General features: G+C 66.9%; 19 protein-coding genes. 8 read left to right on the forward strand and 11 right to left on the reverse strand.

The window, feature by feature from the left end:
- Window positions 1-40 precede the first annotated feature (40 nt).
- Both HTUR_RS18975 and HTUR_RS18980 read right to left on the reverse strand, forming a co-directional pair.
- Entirely contained in the window at window positions 41-985 is a 945-nt protein-coding gene (locus tag HTUR_RS18975) for an SDR family oxidoreductase (protein WP_012944952.1), read from the reverse strand.
- A gap of 27 nt (window positions 986-1,012) precedes the next feature.
- Window positions 1,013-1,831 (reverse strand): mycofactocin-coupled SDR family oxidoreductase, encoded by an 819-nt coding sequence (locus HTUR_RS18980; RefSeq protein WP_012944953.1) that lies wholly within the window; start codon window positions 1,829-1,831, stop codon window positions 1,013-1,015.
- Between the two features lie 91 nt (window positions 1,832-1,922).
- Between HTUR_RS18980 and HTUR_RS18985 the strand changes: the two genes are divergently transcribed.
- Both HTUR_RS18985 and HTUR_RS18990 read left to right on the forward strand, forming a co-directional pair.
- A complete protein-coding gene (locus HTUR_RS18985; RefSeq protein WP_012944954.1) occupies window positions 1,923-2,204 on the forward strand; it encodes a hypothetical protein in 282 nt (93 codons plus the stop codon).
- Window positions 2,205-2,290: 86 nt separating this feature from the next.
- Complete coding sequence (locus HTUR_RS18990) at window positions 2,291-2,596, forward strand: putative quinol monooxygenase (protein WP_012944955.1); 306 nt, start codon at window positions 2,291-2,293, stop codon at window positions 2,594-2,596.
- 129 nt (window positions 2,597-2,725) lie between these two features.
- On the opposite strand, the gene HTUR_RS18995 is transcribed toward HTUR_RS18990, so the two are convergent.
- The 5 genes from HTUR_RS18995 to HTUR_RS19015 form a co-directional block, all read right to left on the reverse strand.
- Window positions 2,726-3,550: a mycofactocin-coupled SDR family oxidoreductase gene (locus tag HTUR_RS18995; protein ID WP_012944956.1), complete on the reverse strand. Its 825-nt coding sequence runs from the start codon at window positions 3,548-3,550 to the stop codon at window positions 2,726-2,728.
- A gap of 2 nt (window positions 3,551-3,552) precedes the next feature.
- Entirely contained in the window at window positions 3,553-4,371 is an 819-nt protein-coding gene (locus HTUR_RS19000; RefSeq protein WP_012944957.1) for a mycofactocin-coupled SDR family oxidoreductase, read from the reverse strand.
- A 28-nt stretch (window positions 4,372-4,399) separates the two neighbouring features.
- Window positions 4,400-5,221, reverse strand: a complete 822-nt coding sequence (locus HTUR_RS19005) for a mycofactocin-coupled SDR family oxidoreductase (RefSeq protein ID WP_012944958.1) — start codon at window positions 5,219-5,221, stop codon at window positions 4,400-4,402.
- Between the two features lie 323 nt (window positions 5,222-5,544).
- Window positions 5,545-6,642, reverse strand: coding sequence for an ATP-binding protein (locus HTUR_RS19010; RefSeq protein ID WP_012944959.1), 1,098 nt, complete (start codon window positions 6,640-6,642; stop codon window positions 5,545-5,547).
- 79 nt (window positions 6,643-6,721) lie between these two features.
- A complete protein-coding gene (locus HTUR_RS19015; protein WP_012944960.1) occupies window positions 6,722-8,719 on the reverse strand; it encodes a VWA domain-containing protein in 1,998 nt (665 codons plus the stop codon).
- A 120-nt stretch (window positions 8,720-8,839) separates the two neighbouring features.
- Here HTUR_RS19015 and HTUR_RS19020 point away from each other — a divergent pair, with 120 nt between their 5' ends.
- The 5 genes from HTUR_RS19020 to HTUR_RS19040 all read left to right on the forward strand — a co-directional run bounded on the left by HTUR_RS19020 (window position 8,840) and on the right by HTUR_RS19040 (window position 14,538).
- The gene (locus HTUR_RS19020) at window positions 8,840-10,780 is read left to right on the forward strand and encodes an oxidoreductase (RefSeq protein ID WP_012944961.1); all 1,941 of its coding nucleotides are present in this window, start codon (window positions 8,840-8,842) and stop codon (window positions 10,778-10,780) included.
- Complete coding sequence (locus tag HTUR_RS19025; protein ID WP_012944962.1) at window positions 10,777-11,871, forward strand: electron transfer flavoprotein subunit alpha/FixB family protein; 1,095 nt, start codon at window positions 10,777-10,779, stop codon at window positions 11,869-11,871. The genes HTUR_RS19020 and HTUR_RS19025 overlap by 4 nt, the downstream gene beginning before the upstream one ends.
- A complete protein-coding gene (locus HTUR_RS19030) occupies window positions 11,868-13,184 on the forward strand; it encodes an FAD-dependent oxidoreductase (RefSeq protein WP_012944963.1) in 1,317 nt (438 codons plus the stop codon). Before HTUR_RS19025 ends, HTUR_RS19030 begins: the two co-directional genes overlap by 4 nt.
- A gap of 132 nt (window positions 13,185-13,316) precedes the next feature.
- A complete protein-coding gene (locus HTUR_RS19035; RefSeq protein WP_012944964.1) occupies window positions 13,317-13,607 on the forward strand; it encodes a ferredoxin family protein in 291 nt (96 codons plus the stop codon).
- Window positions 13,608-13,680: 73 nt separating this feature from the next.
- A complete protein-coding gene (locus HTUR_RS19040) occupies window positions 13,681-14,538 on the forward strand; it encodes an electron transfer flavoprotein subunit beta/FixA family protein (RefSeq protein WP_012944965.1) in 858 nt (285 codons plus the stop codon).
- Window positions 14,539-14,610: 72 nt separating this feature from the next.
- Here HTUR_RS19040 and mftF read toward each other — a convergent pair whose 3' ends face one another.
- From mftF to mftA, 4 genes are all read right to left on the reverse strand, one after another.
- Window positions 14,611-16,962: a mycofactocin biosynthesis glycosyltransferase MftF gene (gene mftF / locus HTUR_RS19045; RefSeq protein ID WP_049941942.1), complete on the reverse strand. Its 2,352-nt coding sequence runs from the start codon at window positions 16,960-16,962 to the stop codon at window positions 14,611-14,613.
- A gap of 116 nt (window positions 16,963-17,078) precedes the next feature.
- Window positions 17,079-18,038, reverse strand: a complete 960-nt coding sequence (mftC, locus tag HTUR_RS19050; RefSeq protein ID WP_012944967.1) for a mycofactocin radical SAM maturase — start codon at window positions 18,036-18,038, stop codon at window positions 17,079-17,081.
- Window positions 18,039-18,040: 2 nt separating this feature from the next.
- Window positions 18,041-18,280: a mycofactocin biosynthesis chaperone MftB2 gene (mftB2, locus tag HTUR_RS19055; RefSeq protein ID WP_012944968.1), complete on the reverse strand. Its 240-nt coding sequence runs from the start codon at window positions 18,278-18,280 to the stop codon at window positions 18,041-18,043.
- A 2-nt stretch (window positions 18,281-18,282) separates the two neighbouring features.
- Entirely contained in the window at window positions 18,283-18,450 is a 168-nt protein-coding gene (gene mftA / locus HTUR_RS25675) for a mycofactocin precursor MftA (protein WP_012944969.1), read from the reverse strand.
- Window positions 18,451-18,633: 183 nt separating this feature from the next.
- Here mftA and mftE point away from each other — a divergent pair, with 183 nt between their 5' ends.
- Window positions 18,634-19,416, forward strand: a complete 783-nt coding sequence (gene mftE / locus HTUR_RS19060; RefSeq protein ID WP_012944970.1) for a mycofactocin biosynthesis peptidyl-dipeptidase MftE — start codon at window positions 18,634-18,636, stop codon at window positions 19,414-19,416.
- Window positions 19,417-20,020: the final 604 nt, after the last annotated feature.

Here is a 20,020-nt window from a genome sequence, read left to right on the forward strand (position 1 = left end):
GTCTCGCAGCGGTCACGACCTGACGACCGTCCCGCGATGATCAGCCGATTCGGGAGACCAACCGTCGGGTCAACCAGTCCGTGAGTCGCGTCGGCAGGTGCCGCGAAAGGAGGACGAGTCGGGCGTCGAGCCCGACGACGTACCGGTGGTCGGGATCGGTCGCCGTCGCAGCGGTTGCGATGACGTCGGCGACGTCCGCCGGGTCGGTCGCGAACCGACCGGCCCGACGCTGCGCCCGATCGATCGCCGCGTAGGCGCGCTCGTACGCCGCCGTACGGTCGATCGATTCGTCGGTCCGCCGGAGGCGGTCGTCGAATCCGGTATCGACGGCTCCCGGCTCGACGAGGACGACGTCGACGCCGAATCCGGCGACCTCGTTTCTGAGCGCGTCGGTGATCCCCTCGAGCGCGTGTTTCGACCCCGCGTAGACGCCACGCGTCGGGTACGAGACGCGACCCATGATGCTCGAGACGTTCACGATCGTCCCGGACCGCTGAGCGCGCATGTGCGGGAGGACGGCGCGGACGAGTCGGAGCGGACCGTAGACGTTGACGTCGAACTGAGCGCGGACGCGCTCGTCGGGGACGTCTTCGACGGCTCCGGCCTGCCCGAACCCGGCGTTGTTGACCAGACAGTCGATCCGTCCGTCCGCGGCGAGCAGGCGGTCGACGACCGTCCGGATTTGATCGCCGTCGGTCACGTCCAGCGCGGCGGTTCGACAGCCGCGGGCCTCGAGGTCGGCCACGTCGGCCGGATCCCGAGACGTCGCCCAGACGCGCCAGCCTCGAGCGCGGAACGCGCGGGCCGTCGCGTGGCCGATGCCGGACAAACTTCCAGTGATCAGCACGACCGAATCGTCGATGGGCGAGGAGCGCTCGGCGGCCTCACTCGCGGCGTCCGTCAGGTTCGAGTCGCGATCATTCCCGGCGGATGGACGCCCGTCCTCCGTCGCGTCAGAACGCGAGCGGGAATCGTCGCCTGTCATGGTCCGACGTAGTGCTCAGTCACCTCGTTATTTCGCGGTCATTCCTGCGTCGACCGGTAGGACGGCTCCCGTCACGCACCGGGCGGCGTCGCTCGAGAGCCACAGGAACGCCTCGCTGACGTCTCGAGGGTCGACAAATTGCTCGTCGAGGACGTTCATCGACCCGCTGGCGTCGGAGACGCGCGACAGCGCCGCCTCGCCGATCGACTCGAGGATGCCGTCGATCAGCGGCGTGGCGACGCCCGTGGGCGCGACGGCATTGACCGTAACGTCGTACTCCGCGAGTTCGAGTGCCAGCGACTTCGTCAGTCCGACGAGACCGTGTTTCGCGGCGGCGTAGTGGCCGGACCCCCGCGTGCCGACGAGGGCCGCGGTCGACGCCGTCGAGACGATCCGGCCACCGTCGCCGCGGTCGGCGAAGTGGGTGCCGACGTGTTTGGCACAGAGCCACGCGCCCTTCAGGTCGGTCGCGAGGGTCTTCTCCCAGTGCTCGGCCTCCAGTTCGACGAGGTCGGCCACGTGCCAGATCCCCGCGTTGTTCGCGAGGATGTCGATCTTGCCGTACTCGGTGAGGGCCTCGTCGACGGCCGCCTCGACGTCGCGCTCGTCGCGGACATCCATCCGAACCGGGAGGGCGCGCTGACCGGTCGCCTCGACGCGGCTGACAGTCTCCGCGAGATCAGCCTCGGTCGCGAGCGGGTACTGGGCCGCGCCCGATTGCCCGGCCAGATCCGCGACGACGACGTCCGCGCCGTGCTCGGCGTACGCGACCGCGTGCGAGCGGCCCTGTCCGCGAGCGGCCCCGGTGACGAACGCCACCTCGCCGTCGAAGTCGTAGGTCGGCACAGTTAGGGACCAACGCGCTCGATAGTGAATATTGGGGATCGTATCAACACCCCACAGTGAATTCTTGACCGGGTCCGTGCAAGAAGATGGTATGGCAACGCTCGCGGAGTTCGCCGTGTACGCCCTCATCGGACTGTTCGCCACGAACGCGATCCCGCACGTCGTCCGCGGGATCACCGGACGGCGTCACATGACGCCGTTCGGATCGGACTCGAGCGCCGCGCTCAACGTGCTCTGGGGGAGCGCGAACGCGGCCGTCGCCGGCACGCTCGCCTGGACGTTCCGGGACGCGGCCGAGGAAGTCTACCTTGGCCGTCGCGTTCGTCGCCGGCGTGGCGCTAGCCACCGGACTGGCGTCGTACTGGAGCGCTGAGGATCCGCGTCTGCCCTGGGAGTGAGAGCGAAATCCTCGTTCTCGACCCAAATTACTTCGTACACGGAGGAGTATACTCGTGCGGAATGATCGTACTCCACGCGAGCTTTCCGGTCGACCCCGCCAAGCGGGACGAGGCGCTCGAGTTAGTTGAAACGCTCGTCGAGCAGTCGAATCAGGAGGACGGAATGATCGACTACCGCGCGGCGGTCGACGTCAAAGACGAGAACACGATTCGATTCTTCGAGCGATACGAAGACGAAGAGGCACTCGCGGCGCACAACCAGACGGAACACTTCCGGGAACTGGAAGAGAAACTTCCCGAGTTGCTGGCCGGCGAGCCCGAAGTCATGCAGTTCGAAGTCAGCGACGCGACGGAACTCGAACTGTAAGTTCGGGACGGACTCGAGGACGCGAACGACGCACGGCTACGGCGTCCGCTGCGTCTGCGGATGGCATCGACGCGCCGTGACTTCAGTCCCCCGTCCTGACTCGGCGTAACAAAAAAAGCGTGCGGGCCGCTATTTCGACGTCATTCCCGCGTCGACGGGGAGCGCGATGCCCGTCACGTAGCGAGCGGCGTCGCTCGAGAGCCACATGTACGCTTCCGAGATGTCCCGCGATTCGATCGCCGGATCCTCGTCCTCGAACACGTTGAACTGGCCGGCCAGCTCTCCAATTTCCTCGAGCACTTCCTCGCCGTAGGCCTCGGTCATGCCGGTGATCATCGGCGTGCCGACGACGGTCGGACAGACGGCGTTGACGTTGACGTCGTACTCCGCAAGTTCGAGCACCAGCGTCTTCGTCAGTCCGATCACGCCGTGTTTGGCCGCGGAATAGTGTCCGGCGCCGGGATTGCCGACGAGACCGGCCGTCGAGGACGTCGAGACGATCTTCCCGCCGTCGCCGCGATCGACGAAGTGTTTGCCGACGTGTTTCGCGCAGAGCCAGACGCCCTTGAGGTTGGTGTCGATCATCTCGTCCCACAGCAGCTCGTCCATCTCGACCATGTCCGATATCGTCACGATCCCCGCGTTGTTCGCGAGAACGTCGATGTGACCGAAGTGATCGACCGCCTCCTCCACGGCCGACTGGACGTCGTCCTCGTCGCGGACGTCTACCCCAAGTGCCAGCGCCTCTTGGCCCTCATCTTCGACGAGACCGGCCGTCTCGTCGAGTTCGTCCTCCGTGCCGAGGTCGTAGGGGACCGAATCCATTCCGCCGGCGATATCGGTGACGACGACGTCGGCGCCGTGTTTCGCGTAATACTGTGCGTGCGATCGTCCCTGTCCGTGCGCGGCGCCGGTGACGAACGCCACCGTGTCGCTGAAGTCGTATTCTGGCATGGTTACTTTGCGAGCATTCCCGCGTCGACCGGCAGCGCGATGCCGGTGACGTAGCGGGCCGCGTCGCTCGAGAGCCACATATAGGCCTCGCTGATGTCCCGTGACTCGATCATTCCCTCCTCGAAGAGGTTCCACGGGCCAGTGACACTGATCACGTCGTCGAGGACGTCTTCGCCGTAGGCCTCGAGCACGCCGCTGATCATCGGCGTGTCGACGCCGGTCGGACAGACGGCGTTGACGTTGACGTCGTACTCCGCGAGTTCGAGCGCTAACGTCTTCGTCAGCCCGAGGACGCCGTGCTTAGCGGCGATGTAGTGGCCGGATCCGGGACCGGCTACCTTCCCGTAGATCGACGATGTCGAGACGATTTTGCCGCCGTCGCCGCGGTCGACGAAGTGTTTTCCGACGTGCTTCGAGCACAACCAGACGCCTTTGAGGTTGGTATCGATCATCTCGTCCCACATCGTCTCGTCCATCTCGACCAGATCGCCGAAGGTTCCGATCCCCGCGTTGTTCGCGAGGACGTCGATCTTCCCGAACTCGTCGAGGGCCTCGTCGACCGCCGCTTCGACTTCGTCTTCGTCGCGAACGTCCATTTCGACCGCGAGCGCGTCCTGGCCTTCGTCCTCGACGAGACTCGCCGTCTCCTCGAGTTCGTCCTCCGTGCCGAGCTCGTACGGCACCGAGTCCATCCCGTCGTCGATGTCGGTAACGACCACGTCCGCACCGTGTTTGGCGTAGTGTTGGGCGTGCGATCGACCCTGCCCGTGTGCAGCGCCGGTGACGAATGCGACCTGATCGTCGAAATCGTACTGAACCATTGTGTTCTCCTGATCGCCCGTGTGAGCGTTATTTCGCCGTGTACCCGGCATCTACGGGGAGCGCAACGCCGGTGACGTACCGGGCCGCATCGCTGGACAGCCACAGGTACGCCTCGCTTATTTCTTGGGACTCGATCATGCCGCCGTCGCCGAAGAGGTTGAACGGACCGGTCATCTCCCCCATCTCCTCGAGCATCTCTTCGCCGTAAGCCTCCGTGTACCCCGAGATCATCCGCGTGTCGACGCCGGTCGGACAGACGGCGTTGACGTTAACGTCGTACTCCGCGAGTTCCAGCGCCAGCGTCTTGGTCAGCCCGATGACGCCGTGTTTGGTCGCCGCGTAGTGACCCGAGGACAGCGCGCCCGTCAGCCCGGCCGTCGAGGACGTCGAGACGATCTTGCCGCCGTCGCCGCGGTCGACGAAGTGTTTCCCGACGTGTTTCGAGCACAACCAGACGCCCTTGAGATTGGTGTCGATCATGTCGTCCCACATCGCCTCGTCCATCTCCACTAGGTCCGAGGCGTTGAAAATCCCCGCGTTGTTCGCGAGGACGTCGATCTTCCCGAACTCGTCGAGCGCCTCGTCGACGGCCGACTCGACCTCGTCTTCCTCGCGGACGTCCATCTCGAGGACGAGTGCGTTCCCGCCCTCGTCTTCGATCCGACTCGCCGTGTCCTCGAGTTCGTCCCGCGTTCCGAGCTCGTACGGGTTCGTATCGATGTTTTCGCAGATGTCCGTGATGACGACATCTGCGCCGTGTTTGGCGTAGTTTACTGCGTGCGATTCTCCCTGACCGCGGGCGGCGCCGGTGACGAACGCCACCGTGTCATCGAAGTCGTACGTTGGCATTGAGTTCCTCCGTGGAACGAATGACAGGGGTAGAGTGTCGCCGATAGCCTCCCGCTCGACGGTCGATCGTCCACGAGTCGCCGAGCGTTGGATACCCACTCACGTACCATGTCATTTGTTCCCACAATACACCGACATTACCGAGTGATATAAACATGATGTTGATATTAGAACGACATATTTCAAGATCAAATAATACCCGAAACGACCGTCGTCCACTCCGGAGCGAACGGAGGTGCAATTCGGAGTCAGTACCGACCCCACGACGGCAACCGAGCGTCGGAAAACGTCGAATCGGTCCTCGAGCGAATCAGTAACGACAATCAGTCCTCGAGTCCCAGTTCCGCACGAACGTCGTGAAAGGCCGCCATCGCGTCCGTTTCCTCCTCTTCGAACGGGAGCCGCTTGAGTCGGTGGTCGAGCGCCGTTCGCGTGACTCGCCTGACGAGGCGGGGAGTGACCGTCGACTCGCCCTCCAGCGCCGCGAGCGTCCGCGCCGCCCGGCGGAGCGTGATATCGCCGCGGTGGCCGTCGATGTCCAGTTCCACGTTCACGCCGGCGATGAGTCTGGCGACGTCCTCGGGCACCTCGACGGTGTCGAGTCGGTCACGAGCGGCCGCAATGCGCTCCCGGAGGTCGCGTTGCTCGTCGGCGAACCGCTCGCGGAAGCCCTCGGGGTCGGCCTCGAAGGCCGCGCGTCGCTGGCTGATCTCGACGCGGTCGTCTGCCTCGCTGACTCCCTCGATATCGACGACGAGACCGAATCGATCGAGCAGCTGGGGTCGAAGGTCGCCCTCCTCGGGGTTCATCGTCCCCACGAGGATGAACTCCGCCGGATGACGGTACGACACGCCTTCGCGCTCGACGACGTTTTCGCCCATGGCGGCCGCGTCGAGTAACACGTCGACGAGGTGGTCGTCGAGCAGGTTCACCTCGTCGACGTACAGTACGTTTCTGTTAGCCTCGGCCAGAATGCCGGGCTCGAACTCGCGCTCGCCGGCCTGGACCGCCCGCTCGAGGTCGATCGAACCGACGACGCGGTCCTCGGAGGCGTTCAGCGGGAGGTCCACCACCTGCATCGACCGCGTCTCGACAGGGAGTTCCGCGCCGGCGTCGGCGCGTTCGCGACACGAGCCGCACATCTCTGCCGGAACGTCGGGCGGACAGCCGTACGGACAGTCCGCGACGACCTCGAGGTCCGGCAGTACCTCGGCGAGCGCGCGGACGGCGGTCGACTTCGCCGTCCCGCGCTCCCCCCGGAGGAGAACGCCGCCGATGGCAGGGTTGATCGCGTTGAGTACGAGCGCCCGCTTCATCTCCTCCTGGTCGACGATGGCGGTAAACGGGAACGTTCGCGATGCGCTCGCGTCGCGGGCGGTCGTCGGTGCGGTCGAGACGTCGGCGTGGTCGTGATCGGTCATGGAGTTACTGGGTCACTGCTGGCGCTTCGGTGTTCGGTCGTTCGGTGCGACTCTCGATACCGCGGCGTCTCGAGGGGGGTCACGCCGACGGCACCTCGACGTCGTCCGGTAACACGGTGTCACGCGGGAGGTCGACCAGCGGAAGGTAGTCCGCATCCATGGCCGCCGCGTAGTCGAGGTTCCGCTCGACGCGCTTTCGCTTGATGCGCTCGGCCTTGCGCTCGGTCCAGATCTCGTCCGGCGTGGTGTCGATCTGGTAGCCGGTATCGACGAAGACCGACGGAACGTCCGCGTCCGCGAACATGGCCGCGGCCTCGAACGCGTCGCGCTTCGCGTCGCCGTCCTCCCGGAATTCGACGTTCGTCTGGCCGTCCGAAAACAGCACGACTAGCGGATACAGGTCCTCGTCCCGGCGGCGTTCGCGCTCGACGAGTTCGTACGCCTCGACGAGGCCGTGCGCCAGCGGCGTGTTGCCGCCGACAGTCAACTTCGAGACCGCCCGTCGCGCCGCCGAGAGGTTCCGGGTGGGTTCGACGAGCGTGAACGCGCCCTCCTCGCGGAAGACGACGACCGCGACGCGATCGCGGGCGCGGTAGGCGTCCTCGACGAGCGAGAGGATCCCCCGCTTCGTCTCGAACATCTGCCGCCCGCTCATCACGCTGCCGCTGGCGTCGACGACGAACACGACGAGGGCCTCGGCCCGGCGCTCGCGGATCTTCTGGCGCAGATCCTTGGGTTCGATGGCGATTCCCGAAGACGAGTCGTCGGTCTCCCGGCGGGCGGGCTGGTGCGGGGCGGCGGCCCGGAGCGTCGCGTCGATCGCCACGTCGTCGACGGACTCGCTGTCCCGAGCGCGGACGTATCGCCCGCTCCGAACGTCGACCTTCGACGGCGTCCGCCGCGCGAGTGCCTCGCGCATGGTACGATCCCGCGGCGGCTGGATCGCCGTCCGATCGACCGGATACGATGCTTCGTCGCCGCGGATCGGGATCCCACCGGCCGCGGCGGCGGCGTCCCGATCCTCGTCCGACTCTCGGTCGGTCTCATTATCGCTGCCCTCCGCCTCGTCGTCGCCCTGCTCGCCGAGGACGCCCTCGCCGAAGTTCATCTCCGGGACGCCCTCGACCCGGTGGGGGAACGCGAAGTACTGGGCCTCGGTCACGTGCGCCTCGGTCACAGCCTCGTCGCCCTCGAGCGCGGCGATGGCGCGGGCGGTGCGGTTGACCGCCACGTCGGCCCGAAGACCGTGTGCGCGCCGTCGGACCGCCTCGTAGGCGGCGCTCGAGAGCACCTCGTCGTCGATAGTCATGGCTGGGAGTCGGTCTCGAGCGGCCGCGATGCGCTCGCGAAGGTCGCACTGCTCGTCGGCGAACCGCTCGCGGAAGCCCTCGGGGTCGGCCTCGAAGGCCTCGCGCCGCCGGGCGATTTCGACGCGGTCGTCCGGGTCGTCGCTCGCGGTCACGGCGACGACGAGATCGAACCGGTCGAGGAGTTGTGGCCGGAGATCGCCCTCCTCGGGATTCATCGTCCCCACGAGGATGAACTCCGCCGGGTGTCGGTGAGAGACGCCGTCGCGTTCGACGACGTTTTCTCCCATGGCGGCCGCGTCGAGCAACACGTCGACGATGTGGTCGTCGAGCAGGTTCACCTCGTCGACGTACAGCACGTTCCGATTCGCTTCGGCCAGAATGCCCGGTTCGAACTCGCGCTCGCCGGCCTGAACCGCTCGCTCGAGATCGATCGAGCCGACGACGCGGTCCTCGGAGGCGTTCAGCGGGAGATCCACCACCCGCATCGGCCGCGTCTCCGTCGGGAGATTCTCGCCGGCGTCGACGCGCTCGCGACACGAGTCGCACAGCCCTGCCGGCGCGCCGGACGGACAGCCGTACGGGCAGTCCGCGACGACGGCTCGCTCGGGGAGGAGATCGGCGAGCGCGCGGACGGCGGTCGATTTCGCCGTCCCGCGCTCGCCCCGAAGGAGAACACCGCGGATCTCCGGACTCACGGCGGCGAGAGCGAGCGCTCGCTTCATCGGTCGCTGATCGACGAGCGCGGCGAACGGATACGATCCGGCCATGATAGTATCTGTCGCACTTCGGCGCATAAATCGCTGTCGCCGAATTGCGGGCGGGGAGAGCGAATCCGGCGTTAGAACTTTATCCGTGCTGCTATTCAGTGGCGGTAGTTAACGGCCACCATGAGTGAACTGCTCTTCACACCGAAGTCGATCGGCCCCGTAACCGTCCCGAATCGGACGGTCTTTCTCGCCCACGAGACGGGGTTCGCCGAGGACGGGCTCCCGACGGAGCGCGACGCGGCGTACTATGAGGCCCGGGCTCGAGGGGGCGTCGGGCTCATCGTCGGCCCCTCGAGCATGCTCGTCCACCCAAGCTCCTCGAACCCGATGTACGCGACAGGGTACGATCCCGAGGTTATCCCGCGCCTCGAGATGATCGCCGACGCCTGTCACGAACACGGAACGAAGGTGTTCGCTCAGCTCCAGCACACGGGCGGCGAGGACTCGGGCGAGTACGCGATGCGCGAGACGTGGGCGCCCTCGGCGGTGCCCACCCAGTACGGCTACGAGATGCCGAAACGGATGGAGATCGAGGACATCGAGGAGATCAAACTCGGGTTCGCGAAGACCGCCGAGCACGTGAAACGCGGCGGGCTCGACGGCGTCGAACTGAAGGCCGGGCACGACGGCATCCTCCGGCAGTTCATCTCGCCGAAGTACAACCGCCGCGAGGACAAGTACGGCGGCTCGGTCGAGAATCGGGTCCGCCTCGTCAACGAGGTCGTCGAGGCCATCCGCGACCGCGTCGGCGACGAGTTCCCGATCGGCGTCCGGCTTACGCTCGACGAGATGGAAGACGGCGGCTACGACTACGAGTACGCGGTCGAGGTCATGCGTCATCTCAACCCGGACATCGACTTCGTCGACTCCGACATCGCCACCATCTCGAAGCTCTACATCACCGACGCCCCGATGCACGCGCCCCTGGGATACACTCAGGAGTACTACGGCGGAGCCCGGGAGATACTCGACGTCCCGATCATCGCCTCGGGCCGGATCAACGACCTGACGAAGGGAAACGACATCCTCGAGGAGGGGCGGGCCGATTTCGTCGGGATGTGTCGCCAGCTCATCTGCGACGCCGACACCGTCCGCAAGGTTCGTCGGGGTGCCGACGACGAAGTGACCCACTGCATCGCCTGCAACCAGAACTGCCTCGGGGGGATCCACACGAATGGCCACGTCGGCTGCATCCAGACGCCGCGCTCCGGACGGGAGACGAACATTCCGCACATCGAGGACGTCGACGAAGCGCCGTCGGAGCGGCGGATCCTCGTCGTCGGCGGCGGGCCGGCCGGCCTCTCGTTCGCGGTGACCGCCGCGGACCTCGGCCATCGGGTGACCCTCCGGGAGAAAGAGGACACCCTCGGCGGGCAGTCGAACATCGCCACGGAGATCGACTCCCGCCGCGAGTTCGGCGACGCCGTCCGCAACCTGCTGAACCAGCTCGAGAACCGCGACGTCACCGTCGAGCGGGGCGTCGAAGTCTCCCCCAGCGACGTCGACGACGAGCGGTGGGACGATGTCGTCGTCGCGACCGGCGCTCGCGAGCAGTCGCCGCAGTTCGAGGGGCGAAACGTCCACCGATCGTGGGACGTGCTTCGGGGCGAGACCGTCGGCGAGTCGGTCATCGTCTTCGACACCAACAAGCACGCCGCCGGCGTCGGCCTCGCCGAACAGTTGGCGGTCGACGGCCACGACGTGACGCTGGTGACGACCTCCTACCACCCCGGCGATCGCCTCGAGGGGACGAACGTGCCACCGTTCCTCGAGACGCTGTACGAGCACGACGCGGAGCTGATCGAGCACACGACCATCATCGGCTTCCAGGACGGAGAGGCCCAGCTGTTGAACGTCTATTCGGAGGAGATGACGACGATGACGGCCGACTCGCTGGTCGTCGCGGCGCGCCGGGAGGCCCGGACCGGGCTCGCAGACGCGTTGCGCGAACGGGTCGACGATCCCGACTCGGTTCACCGGATCGGCGACTGCGTCGCGCCGCGGCTCATCGACAAGGCGATCTTCGACGGCGAGATGCTCGCACGGAGGGTGGGCGAATGACGGGGCCGATCTGGGCAGTCCCGGGATCGAGCGACGACCCGACGGTCGCCGAGGCGAACCGGCTTGCCGATCGCCTCGAGGCGGAGGGGGCGACCGAGGAGCGCCCGCGCGTGGTCGGCATCGCCTTCGACGGACTCGTCGAGACGGACGCGCCGGCGATCGGTCGGGCCGACGAAGTGGTTCGCCTCGTCCGCGAGGGGGGCGCGTTCCGGTCGGGATCGGCGGGCGTCGATGCGCGAGCGGACGCGCTCCGGTCGCTCTCCCGTGCCGCGGGGAATGGAGACGGTGACGCGTCTGGCGACGGAGAGCAAAGCGACGTCTCTACCGGCGGGCGAGAACGACCGACGGCCGTCCTGTTCCCGAGCACGCCCGACGGCGACGAACTCGCGGCCGTGACGGCGCGCAGGCTCCGCGGCGGCTGCGTCACCGACTGCCTGCTCCGCGTTCGGGAGGGCGAGCTCCGCGCCGGACGGACCGCCTACGAGGGGCGGGCCTACGCGGAAATATCGTTCGAGCGGGGGCCGCCGGTCGTCTCGCTGAACGCGGACGTCCTCGAGTCGCCGCCCGACTCCGGCCCCGACGAGGCGCCGCCGGAACGGACCCACCGGGTCGACCTCGAGGGTGACGAGGCGATCAGGCGCGTCGACACGCTCGAGGTGCCCGAACGGGATCTCACTCGCGCGCCGCGGATCGTCGCGGGCGGCTACGGTCTCGGCGGTCCCGAGGGGTTCGACGCGATCGAGAAGTTGGCGGACTCGCTCGGCGCGTCCGTCGGCGCCTCCCGGCCGCCGGCCGACGAGGGGTGGGTCCCCTACGACCGCCAGATCGGCGTGACGGGGAAAGAGATCGACGTCGATCTCTACGTCCCGTGTGCGATCTCTGGGGACTCCTACCACATGCGCTCGGTCAACGCCGACCACCTCGTACCGATCAACGTCGATCCGGACGCCCCCATCTTCAACGTCGCCGACCTCGGCATCGTCGGCGACGTCTTCGAGTACGGACCGGTCATCGCCGAAGCGATCAGGGCGGCGAGCGACGACGCGGGAACCGACACCGACGTCGCCGGTCCCGAGGAGGTGACGCGATGAGTGCCGATATCGCGTTCGACGTCGTCGTCGTCGGCTCCGGGCGCGCCGGGACGGCCGCGGCGTACAAGCTCGCCAAGGAAGGCGTCGACGTCGCGCTCGTCGAGCGAGCGAAGCAACCGGGAATGAAGAACGTGACCGGCGGCGTCCTCTACGGGGAGATCATGGACGACCTCGTCCCAGAGTATCCCGAGGAGGCACCGCTCGAGCGCCATGTCGTCGAGCACAACATCAAGCTGCTCCACGGGGACGCCGAGGTCGGGATCAGCTATCGGGATCAGGAGCTCCGCGAGGAGCCGAACTACACCCTTATGCTCGGCAAGTTCGATCGCTGGTTCGTCGAGAAAGCCGAGGAGCGAGGGGCCGTCTTCGTCCCCGAGACGACGGTCATCGACGTCACGCAGACGGACGACGGGGCCGTCGTCCACACGGACCGCGAGGGCGGCGACATCGCGTGTCAGGCGGTGATTGGCGCCGACGGCGTCAACACCACCGTCGGTCGGAAGACGGGCATCCAGCGCACGATGCACAACCGGGACATGGCCCTGTCGGTTAAGAAGGTGATCCAGCTCGACCGCGAGACGATCAACGAGCGGTTCAGCTTGGACGGCGACGAGGGCGCCGCCTACGTTTACACCGGCTTCCCGGAAGGCGCGCCGACCATCGGCTACTTCATCTACACGTTCGAGGACCGGATCTCCGTCGGCGCGGTCGGCAGCCTCGAGGTGCTGCGGCACCTCGGCGATGAAGGGTACGGCAAGACCGGGACGCCGTTGTACTCACTGCTCGAGCAGTTCATGGAACTGGACGCAGTCCGTCCCTACGTGGCGGGCGACGTCCTCGACGAGTACCAGGGCATTCTCGTCCCCGAATTCTCGTACGATACGCTCCCTGACCGATACGATCGGCGGGTCGCCCTCGTCGGGGACGCCGCCGGCCTCGTCCTCAACAAAGGGTACACCTTCCGCGGGCTCGACTACGGCATTACCAGCGGGCTCGCGGCGGCGGCGTCGGCGCTGGAGTGTCGCGGCGACGGCGACTGGACCGCCTTCGGCGAGCGCTACGATCGCCGCCTCGAGAACTCCTACGTCCTCAGGGACATGAAACAGCACCGCCACCTCCCGGAGTTCCTCGAGAACGAGCGCATGTACGGCGCGTACCCCGGCATGGCCGCCGAAACGCTCCGGGGGATGTACTCCTCGAGCACCGACGCCGAGGGACTGACGTGGCGACAGGCCTGGAACGCGTTCCGCCGGAGCGACGCCACCGTTCGCGGGCTCCTATACGACGGCTACCGGGCGTTCCGGTCGCTGTGAGGCCGACTCGAGAGCGGGACGGCGACTTCGGCGACCGCAAAACGGATTACGCTGGGCGTGGAGCGTCGAGACGCGAGTGGATTGGTTTCACATGACACAACTAATTGCCGAACGGACGTCGATCGATCGCTCATGAGTGTCCAAGACAGCCTCGAGACGGTGAACTGGGACGTCAGCGACGAGGCCCACATCACCGTCGACAACGACGAGTGCGTAACGTGCGACGACAAGCCCTGCCTCCACCTCTGTCCCGCGCAGTGTTTCGATTACCAAGAGGAACGGAAGGGCGGCATTTACTTCGCCTACGAGCCCTGCATCGAGTGCGGCGCGTGCATGGTCTTCTGTGCCAACGACTCCGAAAAAGGGGCGGTCTCGTGGTCGAAGGCCGAGGGCGGAAAGGGCGTCGAGTTCGACTTCGGGTGATTCCCGTGTCGCTCGAGAACGGCGTCACGGTCGCCGAACCGACGATACCGGTCGGCGGGAGGGAGACGAGACGATGAAGGCAGTCGTCGGAGTGCGACCGTCGCCACACCGGCTGATCGACGAGGGCGGGACGGCGCGGCCGTACCGCTGGCACGCGAGCATCGTCGACCGCGTCGCGCTCGAGGCCGCCCTCCGGACTGCAGAAACCGTCGTGGCGGTCGGGATCGGCGGGAAGCCGGCGAAGGAGTGCGTCAGGACCGCGCTCACGACGGGCGCGGATCGAGGGATCCACGTCTCCTTCGACCCGATCGAGGAGACCGTCGCCGAGAAGTACGCCGCAGTGCTCGCCCGCGTGGCCGCCCGCGAGGACCCCGACGTGCTGTACGTCGGCGAATTTTCGCCGCTGATGGACGTCGAAGTGGCCGGCCTCGCGGCGGAGACTCTCGACTGGCCGAGCACGACCCGAATCACCGCCATCGGCGCCGACGAGGTGCTGGCCGACGATGAGTTCGGGGCCAACGAGGTCGCCGTCCAGCGCAAACTCGACGTCGGTCGACAGGAGGTCCTCGGCGTCGAATTGCCCGCCGTGCTGGGCATCGATAGCGGGTTCGCGAACCCCCGCCGAGCCTCCCTTGAGACGGCCGTCTCCGGCCGTCGGGCCGAGATAGAGACGATCCCGCTCGAGGACGTCGTGCCCGGCGAGAGCCGGTTCTCGATGAGCGTCGGGGCGGCGACGATCGAACGCGTCGTCCCCAACGAGCGGTGGGGCCGCGGGGAGCCGCCCCGGGGCGGAACGGTCGAGGAGCGCATCTACCGGATGCTCGGGCGCGGCACCGCCGAGGGACAGACGACCGGCGAAGTGGTCGACGCCCCGCCGGAAGAGGCGGCTGAACGCGTCGTCGAATACCTTCGAGAGAACAACTTACTTTGAGCGCGGCCGCGCCGGCTAGCTGGCACCCGTCCAGGCCGAAGGCGTCCAGTTGCAGAGTCGGTACCCGTCAGCTCAGTTCGGTTCGCCGTCGTCGGACCGGCGGATCGCCCGGACGAGGTACCGGTCATCCCATTCCTGTACTCGCTCGAGGGCGAAGCCCCGCTCGCGAAGGAATCCCTCGACGTCGTCCGCGGTCGCATCGAACGCGCCGATCGCAGCCGGGTGTATCTCGCAGTAGACGAGTCGGCAGTCCGACGCGGAGAGCGTCTCGTCGAGTCCGCGGAGCACCTCGATTTCGGCCCCTTCGACGTCGATCTTCACGACCGTCGGCGACGGGACATCGGTGCGCTCGAGCAGGGAGTCCCCCGCCGCGACGTCGACCGGAACGCGATCAGCGTCGGTCGACTGCGCGCTCGAATCCGCGCTGTCCGCGGCGAGGACGCTCGTTCCCGCTCCGACTCGATCCGCCGGAACGTCGAGTCGCCCGCTCCCGTCCGTCGCCCCGAGCGCCGCCCGCGTGACGCTCGCGTCGACGCCGTTCAGTCCGAGGTTCTCCGCGAGGCGATCAGCGTTCCCGGGATGGGGTTCGACGGCGACGACGCGTCCGTCCGAGAGGATCCGCCCGGCGAAACACGCGTAGAGGCCGACGTTAGCGCCGACGTCGAGCACGGCGTCGTCGGGACCGAGCCGCTTGAGGAGGTCCGCGAGTACCGGCCGCTCCCCCCGAAGCGTCTCGTCCTCGAGCCACCAGGATTCAGTCGACGTGTCGAGGCGGAATCGAGCCGCGACGCCGTCGATACTGACCGTTCGAACGCTCGCCTCCCCGTTCGTCCGAGCGCGAATCGGTGCGGCGACCGCGTCTGCCGCCGTCGTCAACACTCCGGCGCCGGGACCGGCAAGCCGAAACCGCCTCGCGGGCGAGAGGTGGGCGAGCGTCCGGTGTGCGACGGCGCCGCGGTAGACCCCGCGCTGGTAGCCGAAGTGATCCGCGGCGTAGAAGCGCGCGTACGCCGTCGGGGAGAGCGGCGGCCGTTCGACGGCGTACTCAACCGCTGCGGGGAAGGCGACCGCGAGAGCGACGCCCGCGGCGATCGTCACCGCGAGGGTCGACCGACCGACCAGTAGCGCCGCGAAGGCGACCGTTCCCAGCGGAAGGGCGTAATACCGCGTCACCTCCGTCGCGACCGCGTAGGTCCCCGAGAGGAGTCCGCGAGCGCGACTCCGGAGCACGGTTCCGGGGTCGACGATGCGCCGGAGACGGCGGTAGCGTCGGAGCGGGCCGACCGCGACGCCGACCGCCAGCAGCGCGCCGATCGCCCTGAGCGCGAGCGGAGCGGTCGGGAGCGTCACCAACCCGACCGCGAGCGCGAGGAGGACGATCCCGACGACGAGCGGGCCGATCCCGATCGGGACGCTGTCGCCGCGGCGGTACGTCCGGGCCAGCAACGCCTCCGAGGCGCCGTAGTCGCTCCGCCGCGCGGCGAACGAGCGCAGGTCCGCGCGGTAGTCGTGTTCGACGACGCCGTCCGGCGAGTAGACGACGTCGTAGCCGCGGTCGACGGCGCGCCAGCAGACGTCGACGTCCTCGGCGACGCTTCGCTCGGGAAACGGAACCCGCTCGAGCACTTCCCGGCGGGCGAGGAGGTTCGCCGTCGGAAGGTACGGCGTCGCGCCGTCGGGATCGACGCGGGCCGCGTACGCGCCCATGTCGAGAGATGAGTTCTGCCCCTCGTAGGCGTCGACGGGGCCGTCGCCGCGGGGGCGAACGCGCCCGCCGACGACGTCGTGGGCCGCGAGCGCGGGGACGAGGGCGGACAGCCAGTCGGGCCGCGGACGGCAGTCCGCGTCGGTGAACGCGATGATATCGTGGCTCGCTGCGTCGACCCCACGATTGCGCGACGCGCCGATACCGAGGGGGTTCGCGGCCGATCCGACGGGGACGACCCGGAGCCGCCCCCGGTCGGCGAGTTCGTGTGCACGGGCCTCCTCGACGGTCCCGTCCGTTGAGCCGTCGTCGACGACGACGACCTCGTACTCGGGATATTCGAGGGCTTCGAGTGCGTCGAGGCAGCCGACCAGGTGGTCGCGAGCGTCCCTGACCGTGACGACGACCGAGACCGGCGGCGCGTACGACTCGTCTCGGGACGGCGCCCACTCGAGGAAGCCGCGGCGGTGCAACCGCTCGAACAGCCGGGCGACCGCGTCGGGGTCGGTGTCAATTTCGGCGGCGACGGCGGCCGGCGACCGAAACGCGTCGATGTCGAGGGCGGCGACGGCGGTAGCGCCGGTATCGTTGAGTCGCGTCACCGTGAGGGGACGCCTCGAGAACAGCACCGACCCCCGACAAGAGACACCGTCCCACAGCCGATATCGGCCGGTCGCGTCGTTCGAATCGTCGAGTGACGAGTCTATCGTGACCTGCATGAAATTCACATCCGTATCCGGGAGCATCGTGGTGTCTTGACTGTAAACCGTCCTGTCCCCGCCGGGAGTCGCGACCCGCGCGGTGAATCGGCGTCGTCGGACATGCGCGGGTGCGATCAGTCGCCGGAGAGGATGGCTCGCAGTTGCGGATCCTCGCCGTTCGGATCGTCGCTGCCCATCGCGACCGCGGGACACCCCTCGTTGTCGTCGATCCGATTGCGGAGCGAGGCGATGTCGTCCCACGCCGCCTGGAATCCGTCCTCGGTGACGTTGCCGGACGCGAGGCCGTCCCACTGCGTGAACGCGCAGGGATAGACGTCGCCGACGGGATCGACGAGACACGTCATCGAGCCGGCGCCGCACTCCTTCAGCGTATTGTTCCGGACCTCACCGAGGGCGTTGAGGTAGAAGAAGGAGTCGCCCGTGCGGACGTCGGGGCGCTCCTCGAGCCAGCCGTGGAGGTACTCGATCTGTTCCTGCTCGAGGCGGAATCGGTCCCACGTGTCCTCGCCGCGACCGCTCGGACGGAACCGATTGAGCCGCAGCCCCGCCCCGTGGTCCTCCGCGAGGTCGTAGACGTCGGGCAGGTCGTAGACGTTCTGACGTGTCACGACCGTGTTCACGGTCGTTCCGATGTCCCGGGACTCGAGGCGCTCGAGCGTCTCGACGATCTGGTCGTAGACGCCCTCTCCGCGGATCGCGTCGTTCGCCTCCCGGAGGCCGTCCATGCTCACCTGCAGGAAGAGCGGATCCATCGCTTCGATCCGATCGAGAGTCTCCTCGTCCAGTTGAGTGCCGTTCGTGCTCACGCACGTCGAAATATCCCGGTCCGTCAGCTCCTCGAGCAGCTCGAGCATATCGGGCCGAATAAACGGCTCTCCGCCGCCGATGTTGACCTGAAAGACGTCCATCTCGTCGAGTTCGTCGATGAACGCCATCGCTTCCTCGGTCGAGAGTTCGTCCGGCTGCTGGTGGCCCGGACCGCTACCGGAGAGGCAGTGGTCGCAGTGGAGATTGCACCCGAGCGTCACTTCCCACGTGATCGTTACGGGAGCCGAGAGTGGTCCACTCGGCATGATCACTGCGTCTCCAGGAAGTTTCGGTCGACGAGTCGCTCGACGAGAGAGGGGGAGTACTCCCGTTCGATCTCGTCGCGCCGTCGCCCGTCGCCGACGAACTCGAGGACGTCGACGACCGTCTCGGAGACCTCGTAGAGCGACGCGTCCTCGTAGCCGTAGTTCTCGTGATCGTACACCAGTCCGGACTCCGCCTCGCGGCGATACTTGACGTGGTCGGGGATGCGGATCGTGGCGCTCATGATCAGTAGACGCCGCAGATCCCGTCGATCCGGAGCTCTTCCGAGACGAGATCCTCCTCGATCTCGGGAGTCTCCTCGGCGTTCCCGTCGTTCTCGGCGTCGTGTTCGTCCGAGTCATTCCGGGACCGATCCGACGGAGTCCGAGACTCGTCTGACGCAGTCTGTGACATACACTCGCACAGATGACGGCCCCGTATATATAATGTGGGGCGGATGCGCGTCCCGTGCAACGATTAGCGGGTTCGCGACGTGAGTGAGTCGGGTATCGGCGGATTCCGTGCACGTCGACGGCGGATTGACTGCCCGCGAAGCGTGCGAAAACCTACTTGGCGACGGCGGCGAAACGAGTGCGTATGACTCATCTGGAAGTCGAGGCGCTAACCGAGTGTACGTGGCGCGACGTCGAGACGGCTATCGACGATGGGCGCACGACGGTCATCGTCCCGATCGGAGCGACGGAACAACACGGTCCCCACCTCCCGTTGCGGACCGACACGACGATCGGCGACGCCATCGCGGAGCGACTCGCGAACCGGCTGGGCGACGCGCTCGTCGGCCCGGCGATCCCGTTCGGCCCCTCCCGCGAGCACGAGGCGTTCCCGGGGACCGTCTCGATCTCGCCCCGAACGCTCCGGACGCTGCTCGGCGACTACGTCGCCTCCCTCGAGCGAAGCGGCTTCGAACGGGTCGTCCTCCTGCCGAGCCACGGCGGAAGCTTCGCGAGCGTCGCCGCGGCTCACCCGGAACTCGCCTGCTCGCACGACGTCGACGTCGTCGCCATCGACGACCTCGGGAGGTACCTCGAGCTGCTCAACGAGGGGCTCGATCGAGCCGGAATCGACCACCGAGAGCCGGTCGTCCACGCCGGAGCCGTCGAGACGGCCGTGATGCTCGCCGTCGATCCCGACGCCGTTCGCGCTGACCGCGCACCCGACGGATACGACGGTCCCGTGTCGGCGGCGAAACTGTACCGGGACGGCATCGACGCCTACTCGCCGAACGGTGTTCTAGGCGACGCGCGTCCCGCGACCGCCGACGTCGGAGAAACGATCCTCGAGCACGTCGTCGATGCGTACGCCGCGGAGGTGCGCGACGAGTTCGAGGCGCTTCGCCGAGACTCGAGGGAGGTCGAATGAGGACGGTCAGTTCGGCTCAGTTTTGCGGGAATACGAAATATAGTGAAAATTTATTTATATAGATGTGGCTTTGCGTATTCAGCTCTCGCTTTCGAATACTGTTCGATATTTCGAGAGATGTGGTACGCAGTGTGCATAACCGACCACACAGAATGGAGTCATCGGCTCGACCGACGATTCGCCACTAACCAGGTCCGGATCGGAGCGCAACTGGCGAGTCTGCGACCCGGTCGAGGAACAGCGGTGGTAGGCCACCATCGGTGATCCGGACGAATTTCGACAGCCGAAAGCCGAATCGAGCGGCAAACGGGTGTGTATCGAGTGCGTTTATTCGGCCCCTCCAAAGAACGTTCGACAGCGCTACTACCGTAGTTTTCAGTAGCGAGCCGTGACTCATCACTGTCGCTAACCGCCCTCGTTCTCGGAGCCGGAGCAAGACGAAAAAGGGAGAGACAAATGTGGCGGATTACCGTTATTTAGGGGGAGCAGTATCGACTTCAACTATCGGTACACTACTCGAGTAACAATGTTTACTCAGTTGTCAGTATTGAATGCCGAACAGAGAGGAGCTATCGGTGTGAGAGGTTCACCGGCGGGACCGTTC

The sequence above is a fragment of the Haloterrigena turkmenica DSM 5511 genome (genome assembly GCF_000025325.1).
GTDB lineage: Archaea > Halobacteriota > Halobacteria > Halobacteriales > Natrialbaceae > Haloterrigena > Haloterrigena turkmenica.